The sequence below is a fragment of the Nocardioides sp. Root1257 genome, assembly GCF_001425175.1.
Classification (GTDB): Bacteria; Actinomycetota; Actinomycetes; order Propionibacteriales; family Nocardioidaceae; genus Nocardioides.
Genome location: NZ_LMDV01000001.1, coordinates 802,226 through 821,963 on the forward strand (window position 1 = coordinate 802,226; position 19,738 = coordinate 821,963).

General features: G+C 70.8%; 17 protein-coding genes. 12 read left to right on the plus strand and 5 right to left on the minus strand.

Going from position 1 to position 19,738, the window contains the following annotated elements; genetic code table 11:
* Positions 1-74 precede the first annotated feature (74 nt).
* The 4 genes from ASC77_RS03925 (at position 75) to ASC77_RS03940 (ending at position 1,906) form a co-directional block, all read left to right on the plus strand.
* Complete coding sequence (locus ASC77_RS03925) at positions 75-611, plus strand: GNAT family N-acetyltransferase (protein ID WP_056148996.1); 537 nt, start codon at positions 75-77, stop codon at positions 609-611.
* A gap of 75 nt (positions 612-686) precedes the next feature.
* Positions 687-890 (plus strand): hypothetical protein, encoded by a 204-nt coding sequence (locus ASC77_RS03930; protein ID WP_156390906.1) that lies wholly within the window; start codon positions 687-689, stop codon positions 888-890.
* Positions 891-908: 18 nt separating this feature from the next.
* On the plus strand, positions 909-1,610 hold the full coding sequence (locus ASC77_RS03935) for an AzlC family ABC transporter permease (RefSeq protein ID WP_056149000.1): 702 nt from the start codon (positions 909-911) through the stop codon (positions 1,608-1,610).
* Positions 1,607-1,906 carry an AzlD domain-containing protein gene (locus tag ASC77_RS03940; protein ID WP_200944881.1) on the plus strand — a complete coding sequence of 100 codons (300 nt, stop codon included), beginning with the start codon at positions 1,607-1,609 and terminating at the stop codon, positions 1,904-1,906. The genes ASC77_RS03935 and ASC77_RS03940 overlap by 4 nt, the downstream gene beginning before the upstream one ends.
* A gap of 10 nt (positions 1,907-1,916) precedes the next feature.
* Here ASC77_RS03940 and ASC77_RS03945 read toward each other — a convergent pair whose 3' ends face one another.
* Positions 1,917-3,884 (minus strand): PTS mannitol transporter subunit IICBA, encoded by a 1,968-nt coding sequence (locus ASC77_RS03945; protein WP_056149003.1) that lies wholly within the window; start codon positions 3,882-3,884, stop codon positions 1,917-1,919.
* A gap of 174 nt (positions 3,885-4,058) precedes the next feature.
* Here ASC77_RS03945 and ASC77_RS03950 point away from each other — a divergent pair, with 174 nt between their 5' ends.
* Positions 4,059-5,117 carry a zinc-dependent dehydrogenase gene (locus ASC77_RS03950; RefSeq protein WP_056149006.1) on the plus strand — a complete coding sequence of 353 codons (1,059 nt, stop codon included), beginning with the start codon at positions 4,059-4,061 and terminating at the stop codon, positions 5,115-5,117.
* A 161-nt stretch (positions 5,118-5,278) separates the two neighbouring features.
* Here ASC77_RS03950 and ASC77_RS03955 read toward each other — a convergent pair whose 3' ends face one another.
* Together ASC77_RS03955 and dapB are read right to left on the minus strand one after the other, a co-directional pair.
* Complete coding sequence (locus tag ASC77_RS03955) at positions 5,279-6,823, minus strand: M4 family metallopeptidase (RefSeq protein ID WP_056149007.1); 1,545 nt, start codon at positions 6,821-6,823, stop codon at positions 5,279-5,281.
* Between the two features lie 113 nt (positions 6,824-6,936).
* Positions 6,937-7,683, minus strand: coding sequence for a 4-hydroxy-tetrahydrodipicolinate reductase (dapB, locus tag ASC77_RS03960; protein ID WP_056149009.1), 747 nt, complete (start codon positions 7,681-7,683; stop codon positions 6,937-6,939).
* A 78-nt stretch (positions 7,684-7,761) separates the two neighbouring features.
* Here dapB and ASC77_RS03965 point away from each other — a divergent pair, with 78 nt between their 5' ends.
* The 7 genes from ASC77_RS03965 to ASC77_RS03995 all read left to right on the plus strand — a co-directional run bounded on the left by ASC77_RS03965 (position 7,762) and on the right by ASC77_RS03995 (position 16,025).
* The gene (locus tag ASC77_RS03965; RefSeq protein ID WP_056149011.1) at positions 7,762-8,277 is read left to right on the plus strand and encodes a class I SAM-dependent methyltransferase; all 516 of its coding nucleotides are present in this window, start codon (positions 7,762-7,764) and stop codon (positions 8,275-8,277) included.
* 56 nt (positions 8,278-8,333) lie between these two features.
* Positions 8,334-8,954 carry a SatD family protein gene (locus ASC77_RS03970; protein ID WP_235547439.1) on the plus strand — a complete coding sequence of 207 codons (621 nt, stop codon included), beginning with the start codon at positions 8,334-8,336 and terminating at the stop codon, positions 8,952-8,954.
* On the plus strand, positions 8,951-9,505 hold the full coding sequence (locus ASC77_RS03975) for a hypothetical protein (RefSeq protein WP_056149013.1): 555 nt from the start codon (positions 8,951-8,953) through the stop codon (positions 9,503-9,505). The genes ASC77_RS03970 and ASC77_RS03975 overlap by 4 nt, the downstream gene beginning before the upstream one ends.
* 27 nt (positions 9,506-9,532) lie before the next feature.
* On the plus strand, positions 9,533-11,410 hold the full coding sequence (locus tag ASC77_RS03980) for an ATP-binding protein (RefSeq protein ID WP_056149015.1): 1,878 nt from the start codon (positions 9,533-9,535) through the stop codon (positions 11,408-11,410).
* A 71-nt stretch (positions 11,411-11,481) separates the two neighbouring features.
* On the plus strand, positions 11,482-13,521 hold the full coding sequence (locus ASC77_RS03985; RefSeq protein WP_156390907.1) for a DUF4157 domain-containing protein: 2,040 nt from the start codon (positions 11,482-11,484) through the stop codon (positions 13,519-13,521).
* A 3-nt stretch (positions 13,522-13,524) separates the two neighbouring features.
* Positions 13,525-14,058, plus strand: a complete 534-nt coding sequence (locus ASC77_RS03990) for a hypothetical protein (RefSeq protein WP_056149018.1) — start codon at positions 13,525-13,527, stop codon at positions 14,056-14,058.
* Positions 14,055-16,025, plus strand: coding sequence for a hypothetical protein (locus tag ASC77_RS03995; protein WP_056149020.1), 1,971 nt, complete (start codon positions 14,055-14,057; stop codon positions 16,023-16,025). Before ASC77_RS03990 ends, ASC77_RS03995 begins: the two co-directional genes overlap by 4 nt.
* Here ASC77_RS03995 and ASC77_RS04000 read toward each other — a convergent pair.
* Both ASC77_RS04000 and ASC77_RS04005 read right to left on the minus strand, forming a co-directional pair.
* Positions 16,022-17,383: a M16 family metallopeptidase gene (locus ASC77_RS04000; RefSeq protein ID WP_056149023.1), complete on the minus strand. Its 1,362-nt coding sequence runs from the start codon at positions 17,381-17,383 to the stop codon at positions 16,022-16,024. The genes ASC77_RS03995 and ASC77_RS04000 overlap by 4 nt on opposite strands.
* Positions 17,380-19,635: a polyribonucleotide nucleotidyltransferase gene (locus ASC77_RS04005; RefSeq protein WP_414813156.1), complete on the minus strand. Its 2,256-nt coding sequence runs from the start codon at positions 19,633-19,635 to the stop codon at positions 17,380-17,382. The genes ASC77_RS04000 and ASC77_RS04005 overlap by 4 nt, the downstream gene beginning before the upstream one ends.
* Positions 19,636-19,738 lie beyond the last annotated feature (103 nt).

The window sequence follows — 19,738 nt, forward strand, 5'->3', positions numbered from 1 at the left end:
ACCAGCATTTGTTACAGATCTGTGCATGTCGAGCGGCGACGTGTAACAGCCCCCGTGCTGACAGGATGACGGGCATGAGTGACGTGTCGGTCCGCATCGCCTGGTCCGACGACGCCCCGGCGATCGCCGAGCTGCAGCTGCGCTGCTGGCGCGAGACGTACGCCGGCGTCCTGCCGGCCGAGGCGCTCCCCACCGACGTCGAGGCCGCCGCCGGCGCGTGGCACGCGTCGCTGTCGCGACCGGGTGACGCCCGCAACCGGGTGCTCGTGGCCCTGGAGCGCAACCGCGTCGTCGGCTTCGCCATCACCTCGCCCGCCGGCGACCCCGACTGCGACCCGATCGTCGACGCCGAGCTCTCCGAGGTCACCATCGACCCCGCCGAGCGCGGCAAGGGCCACGGTTCACGGCTCCTCCAGGCCGCGGCCGACACCCTGGTCGCCGACCGGTTCCAGCGTGCCGTGCTCTGGTCGACGGCCGGCGACGACGCCCTCCGAACCTTCCTCACCGACGCCGGATGGGCGGCCGACGGCGCCCACCGCGAGCTCGACCTGGACGGCTCCGGCAGCACCCGGGTCAAGCAGGTCCGTCTGCACACCGCACTCACAGGTTGAACCTCTTGATTTCTCGGCCGCGAGGGTCAGGATGGGAGTCCCACACCAGATCGGGGACTGCCCATGTTCGGTCCGTTGCCCCAGTTCCACAGGGTGCTCGTCGTCCTCACCACCCTCGTCGCCGGCGTCCTCTCAGGCGCGTGGATCGGGCACTTCAGCCCGATGCCGGTCGCCGCGGTGGCTGGTGCCGCCTGGGGTGCCGTCGCCGGCCTGCTGCTCTCGTACGTCCTCGTGCACGACTTCCACCACTCGCGCCCGGTCCGGGTGCGGCGACACTGACGCACTAGCCTCTCCGGGGTGACCGAAGCCACGCTCGACCCGCGCGAGCGCTCCTCGATCATCCGCGACAGCCTCGGCGTGGGCGTCGCCACCGGCGCGTACGGCGTGGGCTTCGGCGCGGTCTCCGTAGCCGCCGGGCTCTCGGTGGCGCAGACCTGCGCCCTGTCGCTGCTGGTCTTCACCGGCGCCAGCCAGTTCGCCCTGGTCGGCGTGATCGCCACCGGGGGCGCGCCGATCTCCGGGGCCCTCAGCGCCATGCTGCTCGGCACCCGCAACACCCTCTACGGCCTGCGCCTCGCTCCCATGCTGCAGTGGCGCGGGTGGCGCCGGGCACTCGCGGCGCACGTGCTCATCGACGAGTCGACCGCGATGTCGGTGACCCGCGAGACGACCCCGGCCGCACGGCTCGGCTTCCTGACGACCGGCGTCTCGGTCTTCGTGCTCTGGAACGTCGCCACCTGCGCGGGCGCGGTCGCCGGCAACGCGATCGGGGACCCGCGCACCTACGGCCTCGACGCGGCGGTGGGCGCCGCGTTCCTCGCCCTGCTCTGGCCACGGCTGCACAGCCGACGCAACCAGGTGGTCGCCGTGGTCGCCGCCGCGGTCGCGCTCGGGGCGGTGCCGATCGTGCCCGCCGGCGTACCCGTCCTGGCGGCGGCCGCCGTCGCCCTGCTCGCCGGGATCCTCACGAAGGACCAGCCGCAGGAGCAGCAGCCGTGATCTGGGTGGCCATGGCGATCACGGGCGTCGGCTGCTACCTGCTCAAGCTGGCCGGTCTGTCCGTGCCGCCTCGGGTGCTGGAGCGGCCGCTGGTCGAGCGGGTCGCCGACTACATCCCGGTCGCCCTGCTCTCGGCCCTGATCGCCGTGCAGGTCTTCAGCCGAGGGCACGAGCTCGGGATCGATGCTCGTGCCCTCGGCCTCGGGGTCGCCGTGGTCCTGCTCCTGCTGCGGGCGCCCTTCCTCGTCGTGGTGTCCGGCGCCGCGCTGGCCGCGGCGCTGGTCCGTCTGCTCTAGGTGCTCCAGGTCAGACGGGCTGGACCTCCCCGAGCACCTCGAGCACGTCGACCGGCGAGTTGGCCGTGTCGAGGCGGCGCACCTGGTCGGGGTCGGTGAAGACCTGCGCCAGGCGAGCCATCAGCTTGAGGTGCTCGTTGCCGAGGGCGGCGACCGCCACGACGTACTTGACCTCGCGACCGTTCCAGTCGATGCCGTCCGGGTAGCGCACGAAGGAGAGCGCGGTGCGCCGTACGTCGCCCTTGGCCTCGTTGGTGCCGTGCGGGATGGCGAGGAGGTTGCCCATCGCCGTGGACACCGACCGCTCCCGCTCGTGCATGGCCGCGACGTACGACGCGTCGACGGCCCCGGCCGCGACCAGCAGCTCGCCGGCCCGGGTGATCGCCTCGTCGCGGGTGGCCGCGCCACCGTCGAGGACGATCGCCTCCTCGGCCAGCAGACCGGCGCCGTCACCCGACTCGGCGACAGGCTCGGTCGCCGCCGCAGGCGCCGTCCCGGCGATCGCGTTGCGGGCCCGGACCAGCTCGACGACCTCGTCGTACCTCGGGCTGGCCATGAAGTTCTCGACCGAGACGTGGACCGCCGACGGAGTCTGCTGCCGGGCCCGATCGGTGAGGTCCTCGTGGGTCACCACGATGTCGTGGTCGTCGCGCAGGTTGGCGATCGCCTGGTTGACGACCGTGACGTCGGTGAAGCCGGCGTCGTGGACCTTCTTGCGCAGCACCGAGGCGCCCATCGCGGAGGAGCCCATGCCGGCGTCGCAGGCGAAGACGATCGAGCGGACCCGGCCCGCGCCGACAGCGTTGCCGGTGAGGATCGCGGAGGCGACCGAGCTCTTGCCCTTCATGCCCTCCATCGCGCCGGTGGCACCGACGAGGTCGCCCTCGTCCGTGGACCGGTCGGTCTTGAGGAGCAGCGAGCCGACCAGGAATGAGACAAGCGCGGCGCCGAAGACACCGATGGTGATCCCGGCGAAGTCGCCGCCCGGGGTCTGGGCGTAGACCGCGATGATCGAGCCGGGTGCGGCCGGGGCGCGCAGGCCGACATCGAAGAGGGTCAGCAGGAAGACGCCCGTCATGCCGCCCGCGATGGTCGCGAGGATCATCTTCGGCTTCATCAGCACGTACGGGAAGTAGACCTCGTGGATGCCGCCGAAGAACTGGATGACCGCAGCACCCGGCGCGGACGCCTTGGCGATGCCGCGTCCGAAGACGGTGTACGCCATCAGCAGGCCGAGACCGGGGCCGGGGTTCGCCTCGAGCAGGAACAGCACCGACTGACCCTTGTCCGCGGCCTCCTGGATGCCGAGCGGGGTGAGCACGCCGTGATTGATCGCGTTGTTGAGGAAGAGCACCTTCGCCGGCTCGATGAAGACCGAGGTGAAGGGCAGCAAGTCGTGGTCGACCAGGAAGTTGACCGCGTCGCCGAGCCACTCGATGACCTGGCGGAGCACGGGCGCGAGTAGGAACATGCTCGCGATTGCCATCAGGCCGGCGAAGATGCCGGCCGAGAAGTTGTTGACGAGCATCTCGAAGCCTGGCTTGATCCGGTGGCTCCACAGTGCGTCGAGGCGCTTCATGCCCCAGGCAGTGAGCGGGCCCATGATCATCGCGCCCAGGAACATCGGCGAGCCGGTGCCGTTGTCCCCGAGGAAGATCGGGTCGCTCGTCGCCATGATCACGCCCATCACGGACATGGCGCCCACGACGCCGCCGCGGGTCTCGTAGACGAGCTTGCCGCCGGTGTAGGCGATCAGGATCGGCAGGAGGTAGTAGATGGTCGGGCCGACCATCGTCGCGATCTTCTCGTTCGGGATCCACCCGTCGGGGATGAAGAACGCCGTGATCAGGCCCCACGCGATGATCGCGCCGATGTTGGGCATGATCATGTTCGACAGGAACGTCCCGACACGTTGGACGTGAACCCGCGCACTCACCCGCTGACGGGTCGGAGTCTCCGGAGCTGCCGTGGTGGTCATCGCACCTTCTCTCGACGGACCGGCGCGCTGTGATGCCGGTCACCAGAATCTTTGAATGTGTTTATATGCCGCCGGAATTGCCCGAGTCAAGGGTTCAAACCAACATGACCGGGCCTATCCCCACATAAATGCGCTACAGTCGAGCGTCGAACCGAGCCCCTGGAGGAGAGACCGATGAAGGCCCTGCGCTTCTACGCCCCCGAGGACGTCCGCCTCGAGGACGTGCCCGAGCCCGTCTGCGGGCCCGACGAGGTCAAGCTGCGCGTGCGCAACTGCTCGACCTGCGGCACGGACGTGAAGATCTTCCACAACGGCCACCAGAACCTCACTCCCCCGCGCACCATCGGCCACGAGATCGCCGGCGAGGTCGTCGAGGTCGGCGCCGACGTCAACGCGACGTACGGCAGTGACTGGCAGGTCGGCGACCGGGCCCAGGTGATCGCCGCGGTCCCCTGCGGCGAGTGCCACGAGTGCCGCAAGGGCTGGATGGCGGTCTGCCAGAACCAGACCTCGGTCGGCTACCAGTACGACGGCGGCTTCGCCGAGTACATGATCGTGCCCCGCCAGGTCCTCAAGGTCGACGGCCTCAACCAGATCCCCGACAACGTCGGGTACGACGAGGCGTCGGCCGCCGAGCCGTTCGCCTGCGCGATCAACGCCCAGGAGCTGCTCGGCATCGAGGCCGGCGACACGGTCGTCGTCTTCGGCGCGGGCCCGATCGGCTGCATGCACATCCGGATCGCACGCGGCGTGCACCAGGCCGGTGCCATCTACCTCGTCGACGTCAACGCCGAGCGGCTCGCGATGTCGGCCGACGCCGTGAAGCCGGACGAGGTCATCAACGGCGCCGAGGTCGACGTCGTCGAGCGGGTCATGGAGCTGACCGGAGGCCGCGGCGCGGACGTCGTGATCACCGCCACCGCCGCGAACGTCACCCAGGAGCAGGCCATCTCGATGGCGGCGCGCAACGGCCGCATCTCGTTCTTCGGCGGACTGCCGAAGAACGACCCGTTCATCAAGTGCGACTCCAACCTGGTGCACTACCGCCAGCTGCACATCCACGGCGCCAACGGCTCGGCCCCCGAGCACAACAAGCGGGCGCTGGAGTACATCTCGTCCGGCCAGGTCCCGGTCAAGGACCTGATCACGCGCCACGTCCCGCTCGACGACGTGCTCTCCGCCTTCGACATCGTCAAGAAGGGCGAAGCCATCAAGGTCACCGTCGAGCCGTGACCGACGCAGTCGGTCACGGCGTCCGACGGGGAGATTGAGCAAGCCCCGCGACCGAGGAACGAGGTCGCGACGGGCGCGTCGAAATCCAGGGTCGAGCCCTGGACACAGCAAGGCCCGCACCGACCAGGTCGGCACGGGCCCGCTCGCGGTCTCCCAGAGGGTCAGCTCACGCCGACAGCACTCCAGGCCGTGGCGACCGCGTTGTACTGAACACTGCCCTGGGTGAACAGGTCGCGAGCAGCGTTCAGGCTTGCCGTCCGGGCACCGTGGTAGTCGGTGCTGGAGGTCATGTAGACCGTCAGTGCGCGGTACCAGATCTTGGCCGCGTCGTCGCGACCGATGCCGCTGACGGTGGAGCCGTTGCAGGTCGGGCTGTTGTACGAGACCCCGTTGATGGTCTTCGCGCCCGACCCCTCGGCCAGCAGGTAGAAGAAGTGGTTGCCGATGCCCGAGGAGTAGTGGACGTCCGCGTTGCCCGCGGTCGAGGACCAGCAGTTGAGCGAGGAGCCGTCGGAGGCCGGGTTGTCCATCCGCCGCAGGCCCAGGTGCTTCTTCAGGTCGAACTGCTCGCCGATCAGGTAGTCACCCGGGTCCTTGGCGTTGTTCGCGAAGAACTCGACCATCGTGCCGAAGATGTCCGAGGTGGCCTCGTTGAGGCCTCCGGACTCACCGGAGTAGGTGAGGTTGGCGGAGTTCTCGGTGACGCCGTGGCTCATCTCGTGGCCGGCCACGTCGAGGGAGACCAGCGGACCATAGTTGGTGCCGTCACCGTCGCCGTACGTCATCTTGGTGCCGTCCCAGAAGGCGTTGACGTAGTTCTTGCCGTAGTGGACCCGGTTGTAGGAGCCCGCGCCGGTGCCGAAGATGCCGTCGCGGTTGAAGGTGGTCTTGTAGAAGTCCCAGGTCTCGTTGCTGCCGTACTGCGCGTCGGCGCCGGCGCTCGCCCGGTTGCTGTTGAGGCCGTTGCCGAACACGGTGCTGGTCGAGGTGATCAGCGTGCCGGCCGAGCAGCCGATCCCGAACAGCTGGCAGCCATAGGAGTCGGACTTGCCGTTCATGTCGGTCGTGTAGGTGTTGCCCCGCACGCCGTCGTTCTTGAGCTGGTAGGTCGTGCCCGACTTGGTGACGCTGAGCGGCACGGTGCCCGACCACAGCGTCTGGCCGGAGCCGTCGATGGTCTCGATCTGCTGCTCGCGCCACAGCACCTTGCCGGTGCGGGCGTCGACGTACGTCGCCAGCCGGCTCGGCGTGCCGTCGTCCTGGGTGCCGCCGGAGATGACCTCCCACGCGAGGCGGCCGGTGCCGGACGTGGCGTCCACGACCAGGCGGGAGGAGTCCGCCTTGGCGCCGGTGATGTCACGGGTCGCGGGCGCCTTGGCGAGCGCCGTCGAGGCCGCGGACGAGGCGGCGACCAGCGGGGTGGTCGCCACGTTCAGCGGGGTCTCGAGGGTCTGGCTCACGCCCCGGACGGCGCCGGCGGGGCCACGGTGCACGACGCGGTCGCCGCCGATGACCGGCAGCCCGTCGTAGCTGCGCACCATGCGCGTGTGCGTGGTGCCGTCGGCGTCGGTGATGACGCCGACGACCTTGTAGGTCCCGGCCTCCGTCTCCAGTGAGGCAGGGGCGGCCGAGGCTCCTGCCGCGTGCGTGCCGACGGCCACGATGGCCAGGGCCGCGGTGGCGGCCAGTCCCGAGATCGTGCGCATGAGAGGTCCTTCTCGTCGTTGAGGAGGGCTACGTGGACCGCAGCCTTGCCGCTCTCAACGAAGGTGGGAACGCGGGGGTACGCGCAGGTTCCTGCAATGCAGGAACCTGAACCTCAGTCGATGTCCAGGAAGTGCTCGAGCCCGACCGTGAGGCCCGGGTGGTCGGCGATCGCGCGCAGCCCGGTGAGCACGCCCGGCACGAACGACGCGCGGTCGAGCGAGTCGTGCCGGATGGTCAGGGTCTCCCCCGGGCCGCCGAGCAGCACCTCCTGGTGGGCGACCAGGCCGCGGATCCGCAGCCCGTGGACCCGGATCCCGTCGACGTCGGCGCCGCGGGCGCCGTCGAGGCCGGTGCTCGTGGCGTCCGGGACCGGGCCGAGGCCGGCCTCCCGGCGCGCGGCGGCGATCAGCTCCGCCGTACGACGGGCCGTGCCGGAGGGCGCGTCAGCCTTGGTCGGGTGGTGCAGCTCGATGACCTCGACCGACTCGTAGTAGGGCGCTGCCGCCACCGCGAAGCGCATCATCAGGATCGCGCCGATCGAGAAGTTGGGGGCGATCAGCACGCCGGTCGCCGGGGCGTCGGCCAGCCAGCCGCGCAGCGTGTCGAGTCGGGCGTCGTCGAAGCCGGTCGTGCCGACGACCGCGTGGATGCCGTGGTCGATGCAGAACTCGAGGTTGTCCATCACCGCGTCGGGGTGCGTGAAGTCGACGACCGCCTCGGCACCCGCGGTCACCAGCCCGCCGATGTCGTCGCCGGCGTCGATCGCCGCCACGAGCTCCAGCCCGTCGGCCTCCTCGACCCCGCGGCACACCTCGCTGCCGACCCGTCCTCGTGCGCCGAGCACGCCCACCTTGATCACGGGCGCCAACCTACCGGGACCTCTCTTCCGGCTCGGCGGTGCCTGACTCGGCGGCGACCGTCTGGCAGGCTGGGGGGCATGTCGGTACAGACGATCCCCCCACGGATCCGGTGGGCGGTGGACCTGATGGATGTCCAGCCCGCCGACCACGTCCTGGAGATCGGCTGCGGCCCCGGTTTCGGCGCCGAGGCGATCTGCGAGAAGCTCGAGACCGGCAAGGTGTTCGCGATCGACCGCTCGGAGTCCGGCGTCGACCGCACCAAGCGCCGCGGGGCGCGCTTCGTCGAGACGGGTCGCCTGACCGTGCGCCAGATCGACCTCGCGACCCTCCGGGTGCCGGTGAAGCGGCTGCACAAGGTCTTCGCGTTCAACGTCAACCTGTTCTGGATCCGCTCGTGCGCCGACGAGGTCGCACTGCTGCACGAGCGGGTGCTGCCCGGTGGCGCGGTCTACCTCTTCTTCGACGCCAACCGGCCCGAGCTGGTGCCCAACATCGTGCGCAAGGCGTCGTCCGCGCTCCAGGAGGGCGGGTTCCGGGTCTCCGTCGTGGACCAGAAGGCGCCGCCGGTCGTCGGCATCATCGGCCGTCGATAAGGAAATAGCCTTCATCTGTCTTGCATAAGGTTTTTCCCTGAACTAGCCTCGGAGTCATGACCACCCCCGTCGTGGTCCTGACCGTCGACCAGCGCGGGAGCAGGACCGGCCCGGACCGGATCCCCGAGATGCTCGCCGGGCTCACCGGCGTGCCGACCCGGGTCGGCTTCGAGCGCACCGTCGGCGACGAGTTCCAGGGCGTCCTCGACGACGGCACCGCCGTCGCCGACACGATCGAGCGGCTGCTGCGCGCCGACGCCTGGAACATCGGGGTAGGGGTCGGCGTGGTCGAGGAGCCGCTCCCCGACCATGCCCGCGCAGGACGCGGCCCGGCGTACCTCCACGCGCGCAGCGCGGTGACCGCCGCCAAGACCAGCCCCTGGCACACGCGGGTCGTCGGCGACGACCCGGCGGCCCGGGCGCTCGAGACCACGATCTGGTTGTGGGCGGCCGTGCTGGCGCGCCGGAGCACCCGCGGCTGGGAGGTCGCCGACCTGGTCGCGGAGGGCCGGTCGTACGCCGAGGTCGGGGACCGGCTGGGCATCAGCCAGTCCGCCGTGAGCCAGCGCGCCCAGGCCGCCGGCATCGTCGAGGGCCGCCGCGCCCACGAGCTCGTCACCGGGCTCACGCACCACCTGATCGGGAAGGGAGGGTCCGATGACCCCCGAGAGCCATGACTCCTGAGAACTGGGGCGCCCTGACGCTCGTGCTGCTGGGCTTCGGCGTGGCCACCAGCCTGCCGGCGTGGACGGCGCCCGGACGCCGCATCTGGGCGCCGGCGACGCTCGCCGTGCTCATCGCGGCGCTCCTGGTCGCGGCCGTCCCCGAGCAGGTCGTGGTCGAGAGCAGCGGGGCGACGACGGCCCTGGCCGCACTGGCCGGGGCACTCGCCGTCGCGGGCGGCGGGCCGCTGACCGCGCTCGTCTTCGACCTGGTCGATCGACAGGAGCCCCCCGCCGACTCGCTCAGGCGGGCCGGCCAGGTCCTGCGCGGTGGCACCTGGATCGGGGCGCTCGAACGGGTGACGATCTTCGCGACCCTGGTCGCGGGCTGGCCCGAGGGGCTCGCGCTCGTGCTCGCCCTCAAGGGCCTCGGCCGCTACCCCGAGCTGCGGGCGGCCGAGACGGGCGGCGCGCCCACCGGTGCCGCGGAGCGCTTCATCATCGGCACGTTCACGAGCGTGCTCTGGGCGTGTGCCTGCGCCGGCGTCGTACTTCTGCTGCGCTGACCCGGGAGGCGTGGAATCCTGACGGACGTGGAGACGCTCGCGGTCCGGTTGGCGAACGCCGTGGCGCGGCGCGCCGACGCGGGCTGGACGTCGGCCGCCACCGCGGAGGCCGCACTGGCCGCGGTCGCCCCGGAGACCCCCGACGTCGACCTCGAGGCCGCACTGGGCACCATCGCCCACCAGTTCGGGCTCTCCCCCACCGACGCCGCGATCCTCGAGGTCGCCTCCCTGGCCGACCAGAGCGTCAGCGGCCACCTGCTGCTGGGCCTGCTGTCCGGTGACGCCGGCCCGGCCCGGCCGAGCGTGGCCATCGCCCTCGAGGTCGCCGGACTGCCCGCCGACGTCCGCGCCGCCCGCGCCCACCTCGGGCCGCGGTCGCCACTGGTCCACTACGGCCTGGTCGACACCTCGGGCACCGACGTCCTGCTCAGCCGACGGGTGGTGGTGGCCGACCGGGTCGTGGCCCACCTCTCCGGCGACGAGCTGCCGCCCCAACGACTGCTGACGCTCCTGCTCGACGCCGTACCGGTCGATGTCGAGGGCACCGAGCTGGTGGCGACCGCGCTCGGCTCCGGGCAGCGGCTGGTGTGGGTGCACGCACCCGGCGCCGGTGCCGGTGCCGCCATGGCCACCGCCGCGTGTCGCCGGCTGGGGGTCGCGCACGTGGTCGCCGACCTGGCTCGCCTCGACCCGGCCACGCCGGTCGACCAGGCGGTGCTGGAGATCCTGCTGGAGGGCGGCCTGGCGGGCAGCGTCGTCGTGCTCGTGGGTGCGGAGCGTGCCCGCGCCGACGTCTACGCCCGCTCGGCGGTGCCGATCGTCGCCGTCAGCGCCGAGCCGTGGGACCCGTTGTGGCCGGCGGACCTGCCCCTGACCGTGCACGCGCCGCGCCTCTCGGTCGCGGAGCGCCAGGAACTCTGGGCGCCGGTGCTGGGCGATGCGGCGGCCAGCCGCGAGGTCAGCGGCATGCCGCTGTCGCCCGAGCAGATCGCGATCGTCGGCCGGCACGCGACCACGACCGCCACGCTCCACGGCGAGAACGGCGTGTCCGCCGAGCGGGTGCGCCACTCGGCTCGCGAGCTGAGTCGCGGTCGCAGCGTGCGGGCGAACGCCGGCTCCTCGGTCACGCTCGACGACCTGGTGCTGCCGGCGGCCGCTCTCAGCGAGGTCCAGCGGCTGCTCGACTGGGCGCGCTACCGCGACGAGGTCACGGCGATGGGCCCGCTGCACGGCAAGGGGGGCAAGGGCATCGGCATCTGCGCCCTCTTCTCCGGTCCACCGGGGACCGGCAAGACGCTGGCCGCGCACGTGGTGGCCGACTCCCTGGGGATGGACCTCTACCAGGTCGACCTGTCCTCGATCGTGGACAAGTACATCGGCGAGACCGAGAAGAACCTCGAGCGGGTCTTCGTCGAGGCCGAGGCCACCAACGCGGTGCTGTTCTTCGACGAGGCAGATGCGCTCTTCGGCTCCCGCTCCGAGGTGAAGGACGCCAAGGACCGCTACGCCAACCAGGAGATCGCCTACCTGCTCCAGCGGATGGAGCAGTTCGACGGCATCACCGTGCTGGCGAGCAACCTGCGCGGCAACATCGACCCGGCGTTCGCCCGCCGGCTGCACTTCATGGTCGCGTTCCCCGAACCCGACGAACCGACTCGCCAGCGGTTGTGGACCCACCACCTCGAGAGCCTCACGACCGACCCCGACGACCCCGTCGACGTCGAGCGGCTCGCCGGCGCGGTCGAGCTCGCCGGTGGCGACATCCGCAACATGGTCCTCACCGCCGTCTACGCCTCCGTCGCCGAAGGCGCCCCGCTCGGCATGCGCCACGTCATCGACGCCGTGCACCGCGAGCACCTGAAGCTCGGCCGCCGGCCACCCGCCGGTCTCCCCGCCCGGTCTTGACCAGTGGGCCAATCCGATCCGGCGGTGCCGTTCGGCAGACGGCGGGCGCCCGGGGGGTGGACAATCCGATCGTGACCGGTCCCAGCCACGCGACCCCGGATGTGGAGCAGCCCGCCCCGCAGCCCGCGCCCGTCGAGCCCGTCGGCGCCGCGGTCGCACCCGTGCCGCTCATGGTCGGGCACGCCGAGGATCGCGCCGAGTCCGACGCGGATGCGAGGGCCGACAGCGCCCTGTCCCGCCTGCGCCGGCTCGAGGGTGAGACCCACACCCACGGCCCGGGCTGCGACCACAGCACCATCTCCCGGGGCGAGGTACGCCGCAGCGCAGCGCCGCCGAGCGGCGCCCCCGTCGTGGGCTACGAGGGCGGCGCCCTCGACTCCGGCACCTCCGACGCGATCGAGTCCCGGCGCGGCTCCGGACGCGCGCTCGACGCCGACGTACGCCGGCGCATGGAGACCGCGTTCAACACCAGCTTCTCGTCCGTGCGCATCCACGACGACTCCCAGTCCGCGAAGCTCAACAGCGCGGTCTCGGCGACGGCGTTCACGACCGGCAAGGACATCTTCTTCGGCCAGGGCGCCTACGCGCCCAACACCGCCCAGGGCGACAAGGTCCTCGCCCACGAGCTCGCGCACACCCTGCAGCCGGACGGCGGCGCCGCGCGCACGGTCGCTCCCGGCGTCTCGCCGAGGGCGCACGCGGCGATCGTGCGCAGCGTGGCCACCACCCACACGGTGCGGCGCGGCATCTTCGACTCCATCTTCGGCAAGAAGAAGCCCGCCCAGGCCCCGGCCCCGGCACCCGCTGCCGCCGCCAAGCCCGCGGCCGCGCCGTCGCCGCCACCGGGGTTCAAGGGCAAGGGCGGCGCCCTGCCCTCGACCGCGGCGGAGGGCGCCAAGGGCGGCATCGTCGGCGGTGTCGTCGGTGGTGCGGGCGCGGCCGGGCAGTTCGGCTCCGCCGCCGCCCCGATGCTCGGCGGCCTCACCGGTGGCGCGGCGGGCCTGCTGACGACGGCCGACGCGATGATGGGGCTCAACAACGCCGACGACATGGCGGCGGAGGCCGCCGACTACGGCGACGCCGGCATGTGGAACCTCGCCGGCCGCAAGGGCAAGAACCAGGGCATGCAGGCCCTCACGGGCGCCGCGAGCATGGCCAAGGGCGGCGTCGAGATGGGCTACCTGGCGAGCGCGGGCAGCGCCAACGTCGCGAAGTCGATGGCGGCGGGTGCCGGCAACGCCACGCTCGGCGTTGCCGCCGGCGGCCTCGGTGTCGCCGTCGGCTCGCTCCAGACCGCGCAGGGCCTGTGGCGCAGCGGCAAGGCCGTCCAGAAGCTGTGCCGCCTGGCCTGGGGCCGCTCGAAGGAGATGTACAGCGAGCGCGGCAAGAGCTCCTGGAAGCCGGCCGTGCTGAGCGCCGAGAAGTTCAAGCTCGGCGTCGGCATCGTGAAGACCGCGCTCGGCGTGCTCGGCATCGCCGCAGGCGCCCTGCTGATCGTGAGCAACCCGATCGGTTGGGGCATCGGCATCGCCGCCGCCATCGCAGGTGGCGTGTACGCCGCCGGGAAGATCGCGGCGAAGATCTCGGACGCCAAGAACCGCACCCGGATCGCCGAGAAGATCGCGAACGGCGACGACGCCGACGTGATCGTCGGCGAGGGCACCACCAAGACCGTCGGTGAGGCGAAGAAGTCGGCCGCCTCGAAGACCACCCAGTCCAACAAGCGGTCGGACAAGAAGCACCCCGACGGCGAGAAGGGCGCGGACGAGCACCACGCCCGGAACGCCGCGATCGAGCGGGCCAACGAGGTCGCCCGCCTGGCGTCCAGCACGGCCGTCGTCGCCTCGGAGATGCGCGACCGGATGCTGTGGGCCGACGACAACGGCAACCAGCGAACCTGGCAGCTCCTGGAGAAGGCGGTCGGTGGCAACACCAAGACCGCCGCCGAGGACCAGAACGGCCTCGACATGACCTGGGCGAGCGAGTCCGACAAGGAGCTCTTCGACGCCTACATGCTGCTGAGCTCGATCAACGTCAGCCGCGAGGAGGCCGTCTCCCCGATGGGCCAGGAGCTGATCGAGAAGAAGCTGTCCAAGATGGAGTCGATGTAGCCGGTGGACGCCGCACCGCTCGATCCGGCGGAGGACCCGGCGTACGAGCTCCTCGGCCTGCTGGGTGAGGAGCTCGCCTCGGGCGACATCGACAACCGTCTCGTCGCCGCCGAGGGCCTCGCCCCGGCGCAGCTGGTGATCCCCCTGGTCGCCGACGGCGGCGAGGTCGCGGTCATCAACCTGTGCTTCCTCCCGGAGCACGACCTGCCGGCCGTCCTGCAGTACATCGTCGCCCTCGAGTACGACGTCGCGCCCGACGCCGTCGAGACCACGGCCCGCTTCCTGCACATGGTCAACTCGAGCCTCCCGCTGACGGGGTTCGAGCTCGGCGAGTCGGTCTCGGCTGTCGTGTTCCGCTATCTCCAACCCGTCTCGGTCCAGCCGCTGGTCACCGAGGTTGTCCTCTGGCCGCTGTCGATGATCTTCCACGCCGTGACCCGCTTCAGCCCGCTCATCGCCCGGGCCTGCGCCGGGGCGTCGATGGACGAGCTGGTGTCGGGCTACGGCCTCGCGATGGCGGAGCTCTACCGCTCATGACCAGCACCTCGGTCGAGAAGGACACCGCCACCCCCGAGCCGGCGGCGGCGGACGTCGCCCCGGCGATGGAGCCGGCGGTCGGGCCCGCGGCGCCGATGCCGATGCCGGTGCTCGGGCGCGACGAGCCCGTCGCCGCGAACGCCGAGCGGCAGCCACAGCTCTCGGGCCAGATGAACATGAACCCGAAGACCCTCGACGAGCTGTTGAAGTGCAACAACGTCAACATCCGCTTCCTCGCGCAGCAGACCTCGCCGAAGGGGCCGCTGCGCGACATCCTGGTCGGCGCCTTCGAGGCCGACTGGTTCCGGGCGAAGTCGTGCCTGGTCTTCGACAAGTGGCCGGGCGACGTCGTGCCGCGCTTCACCCACGAGTTCTCCCTGATGCTGATGACCGCGCTGACGTCGTACCGCGGCGAGGTCCACAAGGCCGTCATGCCCCTGGCCCAGAAGGCGGTCCGCAAGCAGCTCGACGAGCGCGCCCGGCAGCTCGAGGGCAACGCCGCGCTCGCGTCCAGCCTCACCCAGCAGCGGATGATCCCGGGCGTCAAGCAGATCGACTTCAAGGGCTCCGTCGGTGCCGACACCGTCACCTCCGACGTCGACGTGTCGACCGGCGGCGCCAACTCCGAGCTCGGGGTGCGGGCCTACAACGAGGCGTTCCGCGAGTTCATGGACCTGACCTTCGACCCCGGCACGGTCTTCGACCTCAACGTCTACGCGATGGACTTCATCCACGGCAAGACCGACGCCGCGGACCAGAAGTCCTTCACCGTCAAGTCGGAGAACCCCGAGAAGCCCGAGGCCGAGGACGCGGCCGCCCGCGACCGCGAGCAGGACATCTGGGCCTTGGTCCACGTCGCCCGCTACATGCCCGACGACGGCGACTGGGACGACTACGTCGTGCAGACGATCTCGGGGATCAGCGATGCCAAGCAGCAGGCCGAGCAGAAGGCCCGCCTGGACGCGGCCCGCAAGCGCGCCAAGGGCTTCGAGGAGCGGCTGGTCGGCATGATGGTCCACCTCGAGGAGGACCTGATGCTGACGGAGAAGCAGCTCGAGGGCTCCTCGTGGGACGACGAGGACAACAAGGCCTACCTCCAGGGCGCGCTGCGGATGCGTGCGGCCAACAAGCTCTACGAGGACAAGCTCCTGCAGGTCAAGGAGCTCCGCACGCAGATCGCCGAGATGCGCACGTCGATCACCCAGGGCAAGCAGGGCGCCGACCCCGAGCGGCTCAAGCTGCTGGTCTCGCGACTCTCCGGTGAGCTCTCGATGGCCCAGCTCTACGCCAACGAGGTCTACGGCACCGGCGGCGCGACGGTGCACGCCGTGATGGGCATGCAGGTCAAGAAGAAGCTCAGCGCCGAGCGCGGGCACGACGTCGAGGCGATCATCCCCGTCCAGGAGTGGTACCAGGCGTTCACCGACAACCTGGGCGACGTGCTCAAGGACTTCGAGCACTACGGCAAGGGGCACGGCGGGCACGAGGCCGACCACTGGTACGCCGCGTTCAAGATGGGCAAGTACGCCGACCGCATGGTCGACGCGCTCCCCCACCTCGCCGAGGGCGGCATGATCACCCAGACCGATGCCGCGACGCTCGCGAAGGACGCCGACGTCGAGGCGCTGCGCACGCTCTCGACCCACCACGTCAAGGAGAAGAGCGGCGCCTCGAAGGACGACCCGGCGAAGCTGAAGCAGCACACCTACTTCGGGAAGATGACCGCCGACTCCCTCAAGGACCTGCGGACGGCCGCGCTCAACGTCGGCGCCAGGGTGCGTCAGATGGTGGCGGGTGCGCAGTCGGCGCCGATCGTCGACCCGTCCGCCGCGCCACCAGCGCCCGTGCCGGAGAAGGCCCCGACCACGGCGGCGTCCGGCGCCAGCCTCCGGCTGGCGGCGCAGGCCGCCCGGGCGCAGGACCTCCTCGAGGAGATCGAGGACGAGGCCGAGGACATGGAGCCCTAGGCGGGACCGACCACCGCGAGGATCTCGGGACGGCCGAACACCTCGCGGGCGACGTCGCGGACCTGCTCGACGGTGACCTCGTCGATGCGCCGCATCACCTCGTCGATGCCGAGCAGCTCGTCGTGGACCAGCTCGGCCTTGCCGATGCGGGACATCCGCGACGCGGAGTCCTCGAGCCCGAGCACCAGGCCGCCACGCAGCTGACCCTTGCCGCGGGCCAGCTCCTCCTCGGTGATGCCGTCGTGCACCACCTTCGCCAGCTCGTCCCGCACCACGGCGAGCACCTCGTCGAGTCGGTTGGGCAGGCAGCCCACGGAGACCCCCACGAGTCCGGAGTCGGCGTGGTGGGACGAGAACGAGAAGACCGAGTAGGCCAGGCCGCGGTGCTCGCGCACCTCCTGGAAGAGCCGGCTCGACGTACCGCCGCCCAGCGCCGTGTTGAGGACCCCCAGCGCGAACCGACGGTCGTCGTCACGCGCCAGACCCTCCATGCCGAGCACCAGGTTGACCTGCTCGAAGGGGCGGGTGGCCTCGATCTGGCCGGGCCGGACCCGCTTGCGGCCTCCGTGACGCGGAGGCACCGGGGCCTCCTCGACGTCCAGCCAGCCGTTGCGGCCGAACGCCTTGCGGACCTGGCGGACCAGGACGTTGTGGTCGACGTTGCCGGCGGCGGCGACGACGATGTTCGCGGGCCGGTAGTGGCGCCGGTAGAAGCGCTCGACCTGGGCGCGCGTCAGGGCCTCGATCGACGCCTCGGTGCCGGCGATCGAGCGGCCCAGCGGGGTGTCGCCCCAGGCCTGGGTCGCGAAGAGGTTGTGGACGACGTCGTCGGGGTCGTCGTCGTGCATCGCGATCTCGTCGAGGATGACGTCGCGCTCGGCCTCGACGTCCTCAGCCGCCAGCGTCGAGCTCGTGATCATGTCGCCGAGCACGTCCACGGCCAGAGGCAGGTCCTCGTCGAGGACGCGCGCGTGGAAGCAGGTGTACTCCTTCGCGGTGAAGGCGTTGAACTCCCCGCCCACGGCGTCCAGCGCCACGGAGATGTCCAGCGCGGACCGCTCCGGGGTGCCCTTGAAGAGCAGGTGCTCGAGGAAGTGCGAGCAGCCGTGCAACGCCGGCGACTCGTCGCGCGAGCCGACCCCCACCCACACACCGATCGCGGCCGAACGCACGCCGGCCTGCTTCTCGGTGATGATCCGCAGCCCGCTGCGCAGCGTCGTACGACGCACCCGCGAGGTCACCTGGCCGGCGGCGTCACGCTCGGTGACGAGGGTGGCGGTGGTCTGGGCCCTGGTCTGAGAAGGCGTCGACCCGCCCGAAGCGGACTTCGAGCGGGTCGACGATGAAGCGTTGGTCACTCGGCGGCTTCCGCACCTTCGTCGGCGCTGTCAGCGTCGTCGGCGCCAGCCTCGTCCTTCTCGACGTACGGGACCAGCGACAGCTTGCCGCGGTCGTCGATCTCGGCGATCTGGACCTGGATCTTCTGGCCCACGGAGACGACGTCCTCGACCGCGTCGACGCGCTTGCCGCCCGCGAGGTCGCGCAGCTTGCTGATGTGCAGCAGCCCGTCCTTGCCCGGCATCAGCGAGACGAACGCACCGAAGTTGGTCGTCTTGACGACCGTGCCCAGGTAGCGCTCGCCGACCTCCGGCATCGTCGGGTTCGCGATCGCGTTGATCGCGGACCGGGCGGCGTCAGCGGCCTCGCCGTTGGTGGCACCGATGTAGATCGTGCCGTCGTCCTCGATCGAGATCGACGCACCGGTGTCGTCCTGGATCTGGTTGATCACCTTGCCCTTCGGGCCGATGACCTCGCCGATCTTGTCCACGGGCACCTTGATGGTGATGATCCGCGGGGCGTGGACCGACATCTCCTCGGGCGCGTCGATGGCCTCGGCCATCACGTCGAGGATCGTCATCCGGGCGTCCTTGGCCTGGTTCAGCGCCGCAGCGAGGACCTCGGCCGGGATGCCGTCGAGCTTGGTGTCGAGCTGGAGCGCGGTGACGAACTCCCGGGTGCCGGCGACCTTGAAGTCCATGTCGCCGAAGGCGTCCTCGGCACCGAGGATGTCGGTCAGCGCGACGTACTGCGTCTCGCCGTCGACCTCGCCGGAGATGAGGCCCATCGCGATGCCCGCGACGGACGCCTTGAGCGGCACACCCGCCTGGAGCAGCGCGAGGGTCGAGGCGCAGACCGAGCCCATCGAGGTGGAGCCGTTGGAGCCCATGGCCTCGGAGAGCTGACGGATCGCGTAGGGGAACTCCTCGCGGTCCGGCAGCACGGGGAGCAGCGCACGGCGCGCGAGCGCACCGTGGCCGACCTCGCGGCGCTTCGGGGAGCCGACGCGGCCGGTCTCGCCGGTGGAGAACGGCGGGAAGATGTACTTGTGCATGTAGCGCCGGTGCTTCTCCGGCGACAGCGTGTCGAGCTGCTGCTCCATCTTGAGCATGTCGAGGGTGGTGACGCCCAGGATCTGGGTCTCGCCACGCTCGAACAGCGCGGAGCCGTGCACCCGCGGGATCACGCCGACCTCGGCGTGCAGCGGACGGATGTCGGCGAGGCCGCGGCCGTCGATGCGCACCTTGTCGCGCAGCACGCGCTCGCGCACGACCTGCTTGTTGACCGAGCGGAACGCCGCACCGATCTCCTTCTCGCGACCCTCGAACTGGCCGGAGAGCTGCTCGAGCAGCGCCGCCTTGAGCTCGTCGGTCTTGGCCTCGCGCTCCTGCTTGTCGCCGATCGTCATCGCGGCGGTGAGGTCTGCCTTCGCGGCGGCCTCGACGGCGGCGAACACGTCGTCCTCGTAGTCGAGGAAGATCGGGAAGTCCTGGACGGGCTTCGCGGCGACGTTGGCCAGCTCCTGCTGGGCCTCGCACAGCTGCTTGATGAACGGCTTCGCGGCGTCCAGACCGCCGGCGACGACCGCCTCGGTCGGAGCCTGCACGCCACCCTGGACCAGGGTGTAGGTCTGCTCGGTGGCCTCGGCCTCGACCATCATGATCGCGACGTCACCGGTCTCGGTGACCCGGCCAGCCACCACCATGTCGAAGACGGCGTCCTCGAGCTGGCTGTGGGTCGGGAACGCGACCCACTGGCCCTCGATCAGGGCGACGCGGACGCCACCGACCGGGCCGGAGAACGGCAGGCCGGAGAGCTGGGTCGAGATCGACGCGGCGTTGATCGCGAGGACGTCGTAGGGCACGTTCGGGTCGAGCGCCATCACGGTGATGACGACCTGGACCTCGTTGCGCAGACCCTTCTTGAAGGTCGGGCGCAGCGGGCGGTCGATCAGGCGGCAGGTGAGGATCGCGTCCTCGCCCGGCCGGCCCTCGGAGCGGAAGAACGAGCCGGGGATCTTGCCCGCGGCGTACATCCGCTCCTCGACGTCGATCGTCAGGGGGAAGAAGTCGAAGTGGTCCTTGGGGTGCTTGCCGGCCGTGGTGGCCGACAGCAGCATGGTGTCGTCGTCGAGGTAGGCGGTCACCGCACCGGCGGCCTGCCGGGCCAGCAGCCCGGTCTCGAACTTCACCGTGCGCTGCCCGAACTTGCCGTTGTCGAGAACCGTCTCGACGGCAGAGATCACGGGCTCGTTGGACGTGGATTCAGTCAAGGGTCGTTCCCTGTTCTGTTCACGGAGCCGCCGTTGCTGCCGGTCTTCGATCGAGGCCCACGCTGCTACAGCGGAAGCCACTACCGAGGACCGGGACAGCCGA

Coding starts and splice junctions, on each gene's coding strand:
- ASC77_RS03955 (WP_056149007.1), bottom strand. CDS start 6,823: ATGCGCACGATCTCGGGACTGGCCGCCACCGCGGCCCTGGCCATCGTG.
- ASC77_RS03995 (WP_056149020.1), top strand. CDS start 14,055: ATGACCAGCACCTCGGTCGAGAAGGACACCGCCACCCCCGAGCCGGCG.
- ASC77_RS03970 (WP_235547439.1), top strand. CDS start 8,334: ATGACCACCCCCGTCGTGGTCCTGACCGTCGACCAGCGCGGGAGCAGG.
- ASC77_RS03965 (WP_056149011.1), top strand. CDS start 7,762: ATGTCGGTACAGACGATCCCCCCACGGATCCGGTGGGCGGTGGACCTG.
- ASC77_RS03925 (WP_056148996.1), top strand. CDS start 75: ATGAGTGACGTGTCGGTCCGCATCGCCTGGTCCGACGACGCCCCGGCG.
- ASC77_RS03950 (WP_056149006.1), top strand. CDS start 4,059: ATGAAGGCCCTGCGCTTCTACGCCCCCGAGGACGTCCGCCTCGAGGAC.
- ASC77_RS03945 (WP_056149003.1), bottom strand. CDS start 3,884: ATGACCACCACGGCAGCTCCGGAGACTCCGACCCGTCAGCGGGTGAGT.
- ASC77_RS03975 (WP_056149013.1), top strand. CDS start 8,951: ATGACTCCTGAGAACTGGGGCGCCCTGACGCTCGTGCTGCTGGGCTTC.